Source organism: Variovorax palleresanus, from assembly GCF_051144945.1.
GTDB classification, from domain to species: Bacteria; Pseudomonadota; Gammaproteobacteria; order Burkholderiales; family Burkholderiaceae_C; genus Variovorax; species Variovorax paradoxus_S.
The window spans coordinates 1,335,888-1,348,487 of record NZ_JBJNVP010000002.1; the positions used below are offsets into that span (position 1 = coordinate 1,335,888).

14 protein-coding genes and 1 pseudogene are annotated in these 12,600 nt (G+C 62.8%); 13 read left to right on the plus strand and 2 right to left on the minus strand.

The features are described 5' to 3' along the window. Positions 1 to 146: 146 nt before the first annotated feature. A complete protein-coding gene (locus tag ACJ7Z0_RS10010) occupies positions 147 to 725 on the plus strand; it encodes a DUF1569 domain-containing protein (protein WP_434789735.1) in 579 nt (192 codons plus the stop codon). Here ACJ7Z0_RS10010 and ACJ7Z0_RS10015 read toward each other — a convergent pair. Then, positions 698 to 1,621, minus strand: a complete 924-nt coding sequence (locus ACJ7Z0_RS10015; RefSeq protein WP_434789736.1) for a LysR family transcriptional regulator — start codon at positions 1,619 to 1,621, stop codon at positions 698 to 700. The two genes, ACJ7Z0_RS10010 and ACJ7Z0_RS10015, sit on opposite strands and share 28 nt — an antisense overlap. Positions 1,622 to 1,720: 99 nt before the next feature. Here ACJ7Z0_RS10015 and ACJ7Z0_RS10020 point away from each other — a divergent pair, with 99 nt between their 5' ends. The 4 genes from ACJ7Z0_RS10020 to ACJ7Z0_RS10035 are packed head-to-tail and all read left to right on the plus strand — an operon-like array spanning position 1,721 to position 4,178. After that, positions 1,721 to 2,386, plus strand: coding sequence for an RraA family protein (locus ACJ7Z0_RS10020; RefSeq protein ID WP_434789737.1), 666 nt, complete (start codon positions 1,721 to 1,723; stop codon positions 2,384 to 2,386). After that, a complete protein-coding gene (locus tag ACJ7Z0_RS10025; RefSeq protein WP_434789738.1) occupies positions 2,383 to 2,520 on the plus strand; it encodes a hypothetical protein in 138 nt (45 codons plus the stop codon). The genes ACJ7Z0_RS10020 and ACJ7Z0_RS10025 overlap by 4 nt, the downstream gene beginning before the upstream one ends. Beyond that, positions 2,517 to 3,743, plus strand: a complete 1,227-nt coding sequence (locus ACJ7Z0_RS10030; protein WP_434789739.1) for a pyridoxal phosphate-dependent aminotransferase — start codon at positions 2,517 to 2,519, stop codon at positions 3,741 to 3,743. The genes ACJ7Z0_RS10025 and ACJ7Z0_RS10030 overlap by 4 nt, the downstream gene beginning before the upstream one ends. A 33-nt stretch (positions 3,744 to 3,776) precedes the next feature. After that, a complete protein-coding gene (locus ACJ7Z0_RS10035) occupies positions 3,777 to 4,178 on the plus strand; it encodes a hypothetical protein (protein ID WP_434789740.1) in 402 nt (133 codons plus the stop codon). A 26-nt stretch (positions 4,179 to 4,204) separates the two neighbouring features. Here the strand turns inward: ACJ7Z0_RS10035 and ACJ7Z0_RS10040 are convergent, their stop codons facing one another. Next, positions 4,205 to 5,101: a LysR family transcriptional regulator gene (locus ACJ7Z0_RS10040; protein WP_434789741.1), complete on the minus strand. Its 897-nt coding sequence runs from the start codon at positions 5,099 to 5,101 to the stop codon at positions 4,205 to 4,207. 334 nt (positions 5,102 to 5,435) lie between these two features. Between ACJ7Z0_RS10040 and ACJ7Z0_RS10045 the strand changes: the two genes are divergently transcribed. The 8 genes and pseudogenes from ACJ7Z0_RS10045 to ACJ7Z0_RS10080 all read left to right on the plus strand — a co-directional run bounded on the left by ACJ7Z0_RS10045 (position 5,436) and on the right by ACJ7Z0_RS10080 (position 12,570). Continuing rightward, positions 5,436 to 5,834, plus strand: coding sequence for an RraA family protein (locus ACJ7Z0_RS10045; RefSeq protein WP_434789742.1), 399 nt, complete (start codon positions 5,436 to 5,438; stop codon positions 5,832 to 5,834). Positions 5,835 to 6,520: 686 nt separating this feature from the next. Next, the gene (locus ACJ7Z0_RS10050) at positions 6,521 to 8,752 is read left to right on the plus strand and encodes a LamG-like jellyroll fold domain-containing protein (protein WP_434789743.1); all 2,232 of its coding nucleotides are present in this window, start codon (positions 6,521 to 6,523) and stop codon (positions 8,750 to 8,752) included. Between the two features lie 234 nt (positions 8,753 to 8,986). Further along, positions 8,987 to 9,253, plus strand: a complete 267-nt coding sequence (locus ACJ7Z0_RS10055; RefSeq protein ID WP_434789744.1) for a hypothetical protein — start codon at positions 8,987 to 8,989, stop codon at positions 9,251 to 9,253. Between the two features lie 18 nt (positions 9,254 to 9,271). Continuing rightward, a complete protein-coding gene (locus ACJ7Z0_RS10060; RefSeq protein WP_434789745.1) occupies positions 9,272 to 9,553 on the plus strand; it encodes a hypothetical protein in 282 nt (93 codons plus the stop codon). After that, positions 9,550 to 10,335 carry a metallophosphoesterase family protein gene (locus ACJ7Z0_RS10065; RefSeq protein ID WP_434789746.1) on the plus strand — a complete coding sequence of 262 codons (786 nt, stop codon included), beginning with the start codon at positions 9,550 to 9,552 and terminating at the stop codon, positions 10,333 to 10,335. Before ACJ7Z0_RS10060 ends, ACJ7Z0_RS10065 begins: the two co-directional genes overlap by 4 nt. Continuing rightward, entirely contained in the window at positions 10,332 to 11,009 is a 678-nt protein-coding gene (locus ACJ7Z0_RS10070; protein ID WP_434789747.1) for a hypothetical protein, read from the plus strand. The genes ACJ7Z0_RS10065 and ACJ7Z0_RS10070 overlap by 4 nt, the downstream gene beginning before the upstream one ends. A gap of 259 nt (positions 11,010 to 11,268) precedes the next feature. After that, positions 11,269 to 11,458: pseudogene (locus ACJ7Z0_RS10075) on the plus strand (pyridine nucleotide-disulfide oxidoreductase); the annotation flags it as partial. A gap of 122 nt (positions 11,459 to 11,580) precedes the next feature. Continuing rightward, positions 11,581 to 12,570, plus strand: coding sequence for a substrate-binding domain-containing protein (locus ACJ7Z0_RS10080; protein ID WP_434789748.1), 990 nt, complete (start codon positions 11,581 to 11,583; stop codon positions 12,568 to 12,570). The last annotated feature ends 30 nt before the right edge of the window (positions 12,571 to 12,600 follow it).

Sequence of the window (12,600 nt, forward strand, 5' to 3'; positions counted from 1 at the left end):
AGGCAGTGCGATGGAAGGTCCAAATAAAAATTTAGGCATTTCTTCCATATGAAATCGGCATGCGACAGACCGTGCCGCGGCATGATCAGAGATCGTCGCAAATTTGACAGTTTTCGAGGCGGCCGAGACATAGCATCCGGCACCACATGAATACCCAACTCGCGAACGTCCACCCGGTCTCACGCCCACGACGCGCCCTGCTGGTTGGCAGCGCGCTACTGGCGGGCTCCGCTGTCGCAGGTATCGGATACGTCGCCACTCATACCAATCAGCCGGTTGCCATGGACAGCTTTTCCGACCTTGTCCGCGCGATGCACACGCTCGAGCGCCTGCGCGAAGCGCCGCTGCATACCCGCTCGGGCTGGGACCTGGCCCACGTGCTGCACCACGCGGCGCAAAGCATCGAATACTCCCTGGACGGCTTTCCGCAGTTGAAACCTGCGTGGTTCCGCGCCTCGTTGGGCAGCATGGCGTTTGCAGTGTTCTCGGCGCGCGGCAAGATGAGCCATGGTTTGGAGGAGCCGATACCCGGCGCGCCGGCGATTGCGTCGGGCCAGCCGCTGAACTCTGCCGTGGAGCATCTGATCGATGCATTGAATCGATTCGAACGACACAATGCGGCGCTCGCGCCGCACTTCGCCTATGGCGCGCTGAGCAAATCCGAGTACGCGCGCGCCCATCTCATGCACCTGGCGAATCACTGGGATCTGGTGGACGCCGGCTGACGCGCGCTGCCGAGCAGCGCCACGACTTCCTGCACGAGCGGCGTGCTCCTTGTCCGGCTCCAGGCCACGGCCGTGGTTACGACATGCAGGTTTTCCTTCAGCGGACGAAGCATCACGTTTTCCGGGGCAAGCTTTTTCATCGATGCGGGCACAAGCGCGATCCCCTGGCCACAGCCGACGAATGCGACCTGCGAGGCGACGCTGCAAGTCTGATGGAGCACTCTGGGCGAAAAGCCGTGAGCCAGGCAAGCGGCCGTCAGTCCATCGAAGTAGACCGGACTGACCTGCCTGGAGAACATCACGAAATCCTCGTCCACCAGTGTCGCGAGCCCGATGCGTGCCATCTGCGCAAAGCGATGCCCTTTGGGCAGGGCGACGGCCAGTTTGTCCTGCTTCAGGGGAATGCTGCCAATGGACTCGCCCATGTCGCCTTCGAGCCGGGCAAACGCCAGATCGACATCGCCCGACTCCAGGGATGGAATGGCCTCCGCACTGTCGATCTCCTTGACCGACACCGTGAGATGGGGATAGCGCTCCCTCAGCTTCTCCAGCAAGGGCGGAAGCACATCGAGCATTGCGGAACTGATGGCCCCGATCGTCAGCACGCCAGTCTGTCCCGCCGCGGCTTCCCTGATCGCGAGCTCCAGCCGCTCGACTTGCTGCGCGAACTTTCGCACCGCCGGCAGGATCGCTGCGCCAACTGGCGTGAGTTGGGCGCCCCGGCGCGAACGCTCGAACAACTTAAGCTTCAGCGATTGCTCAAGTACCTGGATCTGCTCGGTCAAGGGCGGTTGCGACATCCCGAGGCGCTTCGCCGCCCTGCTGAAGTTCTGCTCTTCGGCCACCGCGAGGAACAGCCAGAGATGACGGATGAGACGGAAGTTGATCGTATTCATTTCATAGGCTTGGCGTATGGATGCCATCCAGATTCCGGAATTTACATATCAAAGGCTTCGACGGAAAGTATGTCTTCTTCAATCTGCCCATTGCAGCGAATGACCGCTTCCCTACTTGACCGCCTCGCAGCCCTGGACACCAACACGGTTTCCGATGCACTCGACTTCCTCGACCTTCCAGGCGCCACGTTCGGCCTGCGGCCGCTCTGGGATTGCCCCAAGATCGTCGGTCGCGCCAGCACCATCCAGCTCGGCCCCAAGACCGATGCGAAGCCTACAGCCCACCTGATCTCGCCCGTGATTTCCGAGATCACAACGGGCGACCGCATCCTCGTGATCGCGGGCGGCCTGGACGGCATCTCCTGCTGGGGTGACATCCTTGCGAACGCAGCACAGGTCCGGGGCATTCGAGGCTCGGTCATCGACGGACTCAGCCGAGACATCGATGGCAGTGAATCGATCAGTTACCCCGTCTATGGACGCGGCGTCACGATGATCAGCGCACGCAATCGAGTGATCCAGATCGCCTCGGGTACGCGCATCAAAGTGGCAGGCGTCGATGTCGACGAAGACGACTACCTGATCGCGGATCGTTGCGGAACAGTCTTCGTTCCCACCGCGCGAATTGAAGAGGTTCTGGCGCTCGGCGAGAAGATCGCGCGCCGACAGGACGGCATGGTCAGCGCCGTGCGCCGCGGCAAGTCGGTCGCCGACGTCATGCACGACAAGGAATTCGAAGCCATCAATCAAGGTACTGTGAAATGAACGCCGAAGACAAGGAACTGGTCGCGGTCTTTCACGGGCTCGAAGTAACGGGCGTCTCCGATGCAAGAAAGATTGCGCGCACAGTGATCGATGGTGCATGCCGCGACTTCCTCCAGCAGCGGGACCCGTCATGACCTTGAGCGACGAACAGTACTTTCAGCGGCTGAACGTTCATCTGGCCAGCGTCCAGCCCTCCGCAACCTACAAGATGATGGATCGCGTCGCTGCCAGGCGGGCATCCGGCGCGAAGGTGATCTCCCTGTCCGCCGGAGAGCCCGACTTCGACACGCCGGCGCATATTCGCGCTGCAGCCATCGACGCCATCAACGCAGGACACACCCGCTACACCCAGGTCGCCGGTATGCGCGCGCTGCGCGAAGCCATTGCCAGCAAGTTCCAGATCGAGAACGGCCTGGACTGCACGTGGCAGAACACCATCGTGTGCTCCGGCGGCAAACAGGTGATCTACAACGCATTGGCCGCGACGCTGAACGTCGGCGATGAAGTGATCGTTCCAGCTCCCTATTGGGTCAGCTATCCCGAGATGGTCCAACTCTGCGGCGGTCGGGCCGTCGTCGTGACGTGCGACAACACCTCGGGGTTCAAGCTGACGCCGGGCAGGCTGGCTCAAGCCATCAGTGCCAGGACCCGATGGCTGATACTCAACTCACCGTCCAATCCCACGGGAGCGGTCTACTCGCGCGAAGAGCTTCGCGCGCTGACCGACGTGCTGTTGAAACACCCGGGCGTCCTGATTCTTTCCGACGACATCTACGAGCATCTGATCTTCGATGATGCCGAGTTCTGCACAATCGCAGAGGTCGAGCCTCGCCTGGCGCAGCGGACCGTCACCATGAACGGCGTATCGAAAGCCTACGCGATGACCGGCTGGCGAATCGGCTTCTGCACCGCACCGCGCTGGCTGCTCGATGCCATGGAAAAGCTGCAAGGCCAACAGACATCCGGCGCAAGCTCGATTTCACAGCACGCCGCCCTCGCCGCGCTCACCGGACCACTGGAGTTCATCGAGGCCAGCCGCCAGGTTTTTCAGACGCGGAGAAACCTGATGGTGAAGGCCTTGAACGCCACGCCGAGCCTTCGCTGCGACACTCCCGCCGGCGCGTTCTACGCATTCGCATCCTGCGAAGGATTGATCGGCAAGAGATCGCCCGCAGGAACACCACTCGTCACCGACGAGGATGTTGCGCTCGCGCTCCTGGAGGAAGCGGATGTGGCTGTCGTTCATGGCAGTGCGTTTGGCCTGGGCCCATACATTCGTATTGCCTACGCACTGGACGACCACGCACTGCAGCAAGCGTGCGATGCCATTTCCCGATTCGCCTCGGCCTGCAGCTGAGTTGTCTCAGGGGGCCGGTGCTAGAGTGAATCTATGGCACATGAAACTCCCGGTCGACTGCGAGTCGCCGAGCTCAGAAAACTGGCAGCTGAGGCGGAGGGCTTCAGCGCCAACGAAAACTGCGTTTGCCGGATGCGGCATGCCGGTGGATGGGAAAGCATTTCCGACGAACGTTGGCCCGTCGATCTCATGGAGTTGCAAGGTACATTGCGTGACGAGGAACTCCAGGAGCCGACTTTCGAAGAGTTCCATCCCGCCGGCACGCGCTACGACTCACCCGATGCACCAGTCGCGGTCGATTTCTTTCCATTCAACCGGTGCAACGTCTATCGCTGTGTCGTCTGCAAGCTAGTGGTCCTGCGGTACACAGAGTACGGCGGCTACTACGTGGATCACCGGGCACGTTGTGTGAAGGCGTCGTTGATCGTCGATTGATGCCAATCGACGGATGAACCGCTTCGTCAGCGGGCGAGCGACTGTGCCAACGCGATGTCGAGAAATGAATCGACCAACTGGTGTGGAATGCCGTTGCGGCGGATCGCAAAGACGTTGGCTGTGGTCTTGACTCCCCTCACGGGCAGGAACCGGATATCGCTGCGGTGGCTGTCCGCGACCGACTTGCCGACCAGCGTGAAGCCCAGTCCTGCCGCGACCAGGCCCAACGCGGTATGGATCTCCTTGGCCTCATAGCCGACTCGCGGCTTGACCCCCGCGGCTTCGAGTGCCTGCATCGTGTGCCGGGCGAAGCTGCTGTTGGGGTCTTTCGGATAGCTGATGAAGGAAGCGTCGGCCAGGTCCTGCGGATTGAGGACCTTGCGGCGGGCCAGGGGATCGGTGGACGGCAAAGCGACCAGCAGCGGCTCGCTGAAGAGCGGAATGCACTCCAGATCGTCCTCCAGGACATAGGGTCCGATGGTCCGGGCCAGCCCGACGTGGATCAGCCCGTTGCGTAACGCTTCACCCTGGTGCTCCGTGAGGATCTCCGTCAAGTCGATGCGCACCTTCGGCGCGCTTCCTTTCATCGTGCGCACGGCATCCGGCAGCACGGAGAAGATGGTCGAGCGTGTGAATCCGATGCTCAACCACCCGAAGCGGCCAAGCGACAAGTCTTTCGCTTCTTCCAGCATCCGCTGCGTATCGGACAGCAACGCCTTCGCCTTCGGATAGAGAAACCGCCCGAGCGGCGTCAATTTCATCGGTCGTGTGGCCCGGTCGAAGAGCTTCCCGCCGAGTTGTTCTTCCAACTGGGCGATCTGCATGCTGACTGCGGCGGGAACGACATGCAACCTGCTGGCCGCAAGGTTGGCGCTCTCCGTTTCGACCACCTCGCAGAAATAGCGCAATGCTCTCAGATTCATATCTTCTGATCTTAGAGCCAAAACTCGCCGATTGCATTCGCTCTTTTCTTAACTGAGCATTGAGGGCCTGTTTCAACTCCCCAGGAGACAACCTTGACTTCCGATGTGAATGAGCCGGAATGGCTCTCGCAAGCCCGCTCGCTCTCGACGGCCGAAGTGTCCGACGCACTGGACTTCTTCAACCTGCCGGGAAGCGCATTGGGCGTCCGCCCGATCGCGGGCCCGGCCAAGCTCTTCGGGCAGGCGTTCACCATCCGCTTCGCGCCGATCGAACGCGGCCAGCCGGGCACCGTGGGGCGACTACATCGACCGCCTGCGGCCCGGCAGCGTGGTGGTGCTGGACAACGCCGGCCGGCTCGACTGCACGGTCTGGGGCGGCATCCTGAGCCGGCTTGCCGCGCACAAGCGGATCGGCGGAACGGTGATCAACGGCGTGTGCCGCGACACGGCAGAAGCCGATGAGGCCGGCTACCCCCTGTACGCGCTCGGCAGGTTCATGCGGACCGGCAAGGACCGCGTCCAGGTCGAGGCCTACGAGCAACCGGTGAGCCTGGGCGACGTACGCGTGTGCAATGGCGACCTACTGATCGGCGACGACGACGGTGTGGTGGTGGTGCCCCAACTGCCAAGGCGGGCCGAACAAATAGCACCAGTAAGACGGCAGTGCGAAGGAGGCGCGCGGATGAGTTCATCGCAACTACTCGGAGATGAAGTAGTCATGACTAATGTATAGTCATGACTACCATATTGGCTTATGCGACACCCACTCGCAAACCCTAATGAAGCGGGGCGAATTGGTTGAACTGGCTCGGGCTTGGTGCAGTGAACTAGGGCGTACCCCAGTCCAGCGCTTGAGCGCGCATATGGCGTGGCAAAGGAATTTACGTGCTTGTGTGCGTTGATGGATTGAAAGCCAACCGGTGCCTAGCTGAAAGTCCCCAGTGCTCGATCTCAATGATGTGGCGGTGTTTGTGGAAGTTGCGTGCTGTGACGGCTTCGCCGAAGCGGCTTGGCGCTTGACCGCGCCACCTGGTGCCTGCACGGCCCCGATGACGCAGAGATTGACGTCAAGGTGAGTGGGTGTTTTACCAGCAACACCCAGGATGCGCAGCATTTGGCTGCCCGCGCTGGACTCAGGAGCGCCGCGCTGCCATCGGTCTTGACCGTGTCCGGCATGGCGTCGGGCACGCTCGTCCCCGTCGTACCGCAGTACCTGGACATCACCACGCATCGCGCCGCAGGTAAGCACATTCATCGAATGGCCTCGCGCGCATTTCCTCACGCTGCAAACGACGTGGCCCGATTCGGTCAAGGCCCTGCCCGGGCACCCGAAGAGATCCGACTTCCCACGGAGGCGGCATGGCTGAGCGTCGCCTCCGCTCGACAACCAACCGCACACTTGAGCACCAACCTACCCCAATGAAGAACGACAAACCTTCCCTGCTCCCTGCCCCAGACGACTGTACCGAGAGCCTCCTGCGCCGCGAACTTCTGCTGGGGCTGGGGATGGTGGCGATGGCGGCCTGGCTCCCCGGCTGTGGCGGAGGCGGTGGCAGCAACGAATCGGCCGGTCCGGCTGACAGTTTGCCGCCGCTCGCCCAGGAGGCACTCGATGACGCCGCCGCGGAACCGGTGCCGGCCGTCGACAAGAGCGTCCCCCGTACCTTCGCACACCCTGGGCTGCTGCACACGGAATCCGACTTCCAGCGCATGCGCGACAAGCTGGCCGTGAGGGCCCAGCCCTGGACGGATGGCTGGAATGCGCTGCTGCGCAGCGGCCGCGCGCAGCTGTCCGCAAGCGCGGCGCCGAATCCCGTGGCGACCGTCATCAGGGGGGGCGACGGAGAGAATTTCCGCATGCTGGTCGAGGACCTGCGCCGCGCCTACCAGTTCGCCCTGCGCTGGAAGGTATCCGGCGACACGGCCTACGCCGACCTGGCCGTGAAGTACCTCGATGCCTGGTCCGCCACGCTGAAGACGATCAACGGCAACAATGACAAGTACATCGCGGCGGGCCTGTACGGTTACCAGTTCGCCAACGCCGCCGAGATCATGCGCACCTACCGCGGCTGGAGCGCCACAGGCGTCGCACGCTGCCAGCAGATGATGCTGAACGTCTTCTATCCGGTGTGCAGCGAGTTCCGCAGCCGTTGGACCTCGTTCAGCGCAGAGTACGCGATCGGAGCGTGGGCATCCTGGACGCTACTGACCGCCTGCGGCCTGGCGGCCATCGGCGTGTTCTGCGATCGCTCAGACATCTACGACGAGGCGATGACGTACTACAAGAGCGGCCGGGCCAGCGGCTCGGCCCTGCACAACGTGCACGCCATGCACCCCGGCTATTTGGGCCAGTGGCAGGAATCCGGCCGCGACGCCGGCCACTGCACGCTCAGCATCGGCCTGGCAGGCGCGCTGTGCGAAATGGCCTGGAACCAGGGCGATGACTTGTATGGCAACCTGAACAATCGCGTGCTGGCCGCCGCCGAATACGTGGCCAAGTCCAACCTGTCCGACGCCAACGGCAGGCCCTATGACATGCCGTTCGTGCCGTTTACCAACTTCAGCGGCAGCGCGCAGGCGGTGGCCGAGCAGGACAAGCCATCGCTGCGCCCGATCTGGGAAGTTCTCTACAACCACTACGTGAACCGCAAGGGTATTGCTGCGCCGTGGGTCAGCGCGATGTCGGCGAAGCTAAGGCCGGAAACCGACCAGTGGATGGGCGACGACCCCAACGTGGGCACGCTGACCTTCTCGCGTGACCCGGTAGCTCCGGCCAAGCCATCCCAACTGACGGCGATGATCGCAGGAGGCCGCGTCCAGCTCTCCTGGTGGGGCAGCGCGGGTGCTACGGGCTACATCGTCAAACGCGCCACATCGCTGGACGGTGCCTACCAGACCATTGCCACCGTTTCCGGTCTGTGCACCTACACAGACACTCCCGGCAACGGCAACTGGTTCTATGCGATCACTTCGGTGATCAAGGGGAACGAGGTCGGCCCATCCAATCGCAAAGGCGTCACGATGCCCGGCAGCCTGCGCATGCGCATTGCCTTCGGTGAAGGCAGCGGCAGCACAGCCGCCGACATGGTGGTTCGCCGGAATGCCACATTGGCCTCGGGTGCCGGTTGGGGCGAAGGCCGCACATCTGGCAGCAAGGCGCTGTTGCTCGATGGCAGGGGTGCGCACGTCGCGCTGCCAGCCGACTTGGCTTCCGGCCTGTCGGATTTCACGCTAGCGGCCTGGGTGTACGTCAACAGCCACGCGACCGACGCGCGGCTGGTCGACATCGGATCCGACGACATCTCCTACATGGCGCTCGTGCCGCGCGATGCGAACAGCAGGCTGCAGTTCACGATCAGCGGTACTTCTTTTCGCGGGGAGCAGAGCGTTGCAGCCCCCCAACTGCCGACCGGGCGCTGGGTGCACGTGGCCTTTACGCTGGCCGGCATCACCGGAACGCTGTTCGTGGATGGTGCGCGGGTGGCCAGTAGCAACACGCTGACTTATGCGCCGTACAACATTGTCAACTCCAGCCAGGCCTGGGTCGGGCGCTCGCAGTTCAGCCACCCGGGTTTCAACGGCAGGGTGCAGGACTTGCGGCTCTACGTCGGCGCCCTCGGCAGCATCGATATCGCTGCCATGGCAAGGTAGTTGCAAACCCAGCGAGCGTGCCCCGGGTCATCGGCAGTTCCACCGGATAGACCTTCACGGGCGTACTACCGGCACCTCAGCGAAATACCGCGGCGGCGCATGGTGCCGCGATCACAGCCCATCCCCGTGGGTCTACTGGACTGATGAAGCCAAAACCACCAGCTGCCTGCGCGGCTTCGCCTTCGGCCGCAACGACATCGAATACATGCAATTCACCACACGCACGACGCCTGCATGGTGTCTGCCCGACGCATGCTGCCTCCGCCCGCAGCGACATTGCTCAAGCAGCGCGCCAGGAAGATCCGCACTACAGCGCCGGTGGCCATGGTGAATATCGAGCAAGCCTTGAAACGCCTGGGCCTTGACGGCCTGGTCCGTCGAAATGATCTCAGTGGCGCCTTTGTCGTGGAGGCCACAGCCGAGCAGATTCGAGAGCTGGCGGCGACGCCCGGGGTTCAGGCCATTCGGCCGAATCGGCGGCATCTCAATATCGCTTCCTAGGCCCGTCGAAGGAAAGCCATGGACCAGGCTCCAACTCAACGATCACTGTCCGATCCGGCGGGCCAAGGCACAGCAGACCACCGACGTCTGACCCAACGGCTTTCGGATGTGGTGGACGGGCGTCAGATTCTGTCGCCGGCGAAGTTCATCGAGATGATGGGCCTGGATAGCTTCGCGCGGCTCGTGCTCACCGATCCCCAACGCGCGTTCGATCAGGACAGCTTCCAGGAGCTGCGCTCGCACTTCATTCGGTTCGCGGCTGGCCGATGCACCGTCGTCACTTCGACGCACATGAGATGAAAACTCATATCGCGTCGGACCTCCACGCGCAATCCGGGCGCGAGCCGTCGGCGCCCAAGCTGATGTTCTTTGGAGACCCCCACGGCGATCTCGAACCCATGATCGCCGCCGTCGAGCGCTTCCGGCCCGAGGCGATCATCCTGCTGGGCGACATTCAGCCACGTCGGCCTCTGCACATCGCGCTGGGCCCGATCCTGGTTCTCACCGAGGTCTGGTTTATCCATGGGAACCACCACGACACGGACTCCGATGCCGACTACGACAACCTGTGGGGATCGGAGCTCGCCGACCGCAACCTGCATGGACGCATCGTCGAGATCGCCGGTTTCAAGGTTGCAGGTCTGGGCGGCATCTTTCGCAGCAAGATCTGGGACCCTCGACAACCGCTCAAGGAAGCCGCATTCGCCTCGGCTGACGCGTTGCGCCGGTCCATGCGTCCCGAGGAGCGGTGGAGGGGCGGCGTTGGCCGTCGACACCGCTCCACCATCTTCCCGGACGTCTATCTGCAACTGCTGCGCAGCCCGCCCGCCGACATTCTGGTGACGCACGAGGCGCCTGTAGCACATCCGCACGGCTGGCAGGCGATCGACGAGCTCGCCGAGACGCTCGGCGTCCAGCTCGTAGTCCACGGTCACCATCACCAGAGCATCGACTATCTCGCGGAAGGGATGCAGAGTGCTGCAGCACCGTTCCGCGCCTTCGGCGTCGACTTGGGCTCGCATCTGGCGTGGCCGCGGGATCCACAAAAGGAGACTGGATCGGAAGTTCTTCCTCCAGGGTGATCCTCTTCCTTGACTTCGACGGCGTGCTGCATCCGGAGGGAGAAGATCACATCCTCAACGGCGGCGTCGACTTCTGCTTCCTACCCCGCCTGGAGGCTTTGCTGCGCGAGTTCCCGTTCGTGAAGATCGTGATGTTGTGGACCGACTTCGAGCTCACGATCGAAACGCCTGAAGGGCTGATCAGCGATGCCGGGCGTGCCATGAAGATGGCGACCAATCTGCTGAACGACTACGCGCTGATCCGCACGGTCGACGAGTCGGCCGAACCCGATACATGGCGGGACAAGCAGGGAAGAAAGCTCCAGGCGGCCGACACGCTTCGGATTCATCAGGCGCAGCGAGCCTGGCTGCGCGACAAGCTCGGCGAACCGTTCGCCGGACCGACGGTGGTCGTGACGCACCATGCACCTCATCGCGGTTCGCTGGCGCAGCGCTACGCCGATGACTGGGCGTCGGGCGCATTCGTGAACGAGCTTCCTGACATCTTTTTCGATGTTCCCGTGCTCTGGGTCCACGGTCACACGCATCAGCAGTTCGACTATCGAGTCCGTTCTTGCCGGGTCGTGTGCAACCCGCGCGGCTACGTGAACTGGAGAGGCAGGATCGAGAACAAGGTATTCGATCCGGGTCTGGTCATCGATGTGCAACCTCTCGCTGGAGGTGGTGACTTGTGAAGCTGCTTTGCGGAGTTCGAGACCTTCGAAGTTCCGAAGGACCTGAACTACGACGTAGCCGTGCTGGCGGGTGTCGTCGGTGAAGACCTCAGTGCTGGGCCATGGCATTGCTCTGGGCTGGTTTCTCGATGGCACGCAACCGTTTCACCAGTCTTCGCCGCCCTAAGCGCGAGCAACACCGCACGGCGTGCGCCTTCCTGAGCCGGGGCGCTCGGCTGCAACGTGCTCGCCGGCGACGGCCAGGTGATGGCGGCCGAGGTTGACGCTGCGGCTCGAAGGCGCGGTGCGCGACACGGGCGGCCTGCACCTGATGGACGACAACTGCGCCACCTCCGTGCCCGGCCTCTACGCCGCGGGGGATGCGACAACGCGAGGCGATCTCCGGCGGCTTCAAAGGCGGCAGCCACAACGCGGCCTGGGCCTTGTTGTCTGGCTTCTGGGCCGGCGCGGCGGTCTTTATAGGGTTAAACCATTATGAACAACCGGTTGTTCTAGGATTAACCTTCATACCAATCCCGAATTCAGCAGTGCCATCCCACGGTACTTCGAACCACACAACCACGAGATGCATATGAACCGCAGAGAAACCATCTTTTCCATTGCCGCCCTAGCCGTCGTGAGGTCCGGGAGCGCGTTTGCCGCGGGAGAGCCGAAGATCGGTGTGGTCGTGAAGATCGGTGGCATCCCGTACTTCAACGCGATGGAAGTCGGGATCAAGGAACGCGGAAAGGTGTTGGGCTACGACGCCTTCATGGTCGCGCCCACCGGCACGGACCCCGCTCTGCAGGTCAAGGCGATCGAGGATCTCATTGCCCAAGGTGTGAAGGCCATCGGGGTCGTGCCCAACGATTTGAAGGCATTGGGACCCGTCCTGGCCAAAGCGAAGCAGGCCGGCATCTTCGTCGTCACCCATGAATCGCCGAACAATCCCAACGCCGACTGGGACTTTGAACTCGCGACGGTCGTAGGCTACGGCGAGGCCCACGCGAAGCTGCTCGCCGAAAAAATGGATGGCAAGGGGCAGTACGCCGTCTACGTCGGCTCACTCACCGTACCCTTGCACAACCTGTGGGCCGACGCCGCAGTCGCCTACCTCGCCAAGAACCATCCCAACATCAAGCTGGCCGGCGAGCGCTACGGCGTTTCGGAGGATGCCGACAAGAGCCGGGCCACGACGCTCGACCTGATGGCGGCGAACCCCGAACTGAAGGCCGTGCTTTGCTTCGGCGGGCAGGGGCCGATCGGCGCCGGGCGCGCGGTGGAGGAACGTCGCCGGGTCGGAAAGTTCATCGTGGTCGGCTCCGTCTCGCCGCGCCAGGGAATCTCCTTGATCAAGAACGACGTGATCGCCGGTGGGTTTCGCTGGAATCCCCGGACATCGGGCCAAGTCTTCGTCACTCTGGCCGATCGCCTCATCAAAGGCGTCCCCGTCAAGGACGGCGACGTCATCGAAGGGCTCGGCGTCGTCAGGCCGGATTTCAAGAACCACACGATCACCGTGGACGGGCTCATCAAGCTCGATAAGACGACCGTCGACGAGATGGCGGCCCAGGGCCTTTGAGGGCTTCGACTTCGACCACTAGCGAAACGG

Coding starts and splice junctions, on each gene's coding strand:
- ACJ7Z0_RS10010 (WP_434789735.1), top strand. CDS start 147: ATGAATACCCAACTCGCGAACGTCCACCCGGTCTCACGCCCACGACGC.
- ACJ7Z0_RS10015 (WP_434789736.1), bottom strand. CDS start 1,621: ATGAATACGATCAACTTCCGTCTCATCCGTCATCTCTGGCTGTTCCTC.
- ACJ7Z0_RS10020 (WP_434789737.1), top strand. CDS start 1,721: ATGACCGCTTCCCTACTTGACCGCCTCGCAGCCCTGGACACCAACACG.
- ACJ7Z0_RS10025 (WP_434789738.1), top strand. CDS start 2,383: ATGAACGCCGAAGACAAGGAACTGGTCGCGGTCTTTCACGGGCTCGAA.
- ACJ7Z0_RS10030 (WP_434789739.1), top strand. CDS start 2,517: ATGACCTTGAGCGACGAACAGTACTTTCAGCGGCTGAACGTTCATCTG.
- ACJ7Z0_RS10035 (WP_434789740.1), top strand. CDS start 3,777: ATGGCACATGAAACTCCCGGTCGACTGCGAGTCGCCGAGCTCAGAAAA.
- ACJ7Z0_RS10040 (WP_434789741.1), bottom strand. CDS start 5,101: ATGAATCTGAGAGCATTGCGCTATTTCTGCGAGGTGGTCGAAACGGAG.
- ACJ7Z0_RS10050 (WP_434789743.1), top strand. CDS start 6,521: ATGAAGAACGACAAACCTTCCCTGCTCCCTGCCCCAGACGACTGTACC.
- ACJ7Z0_RS10055 (WP_434789744.1), top strand. CDS start 8,987: ATGGTGTCTGCCCGACGCATGCTGCCTCCGCCCGCAGCGACATTGCTC.
- ACJ7Z0_RS10060 (WP_434789745.1), top strand. CDS start 9,272: ATGGACCAGGCTCCAACTCAACGATCACTGTCCGATCCGGCGGGCCAA.
- ACJ7Z0_RS10065 (WP_434789746.1), top strand. CDS start 9,550: ATGAAAACTCATATCGCGTCGGACCTCCACGCGCAATCCGGGCGCGAG.
- ACJ7Z0_RS10080 (WP_434789748.1), top strand. CDS start 11,581: ATGAACCGCAGAGAAACCATCTTTTCCATTGCCGCCCTAGCCGTCGTG.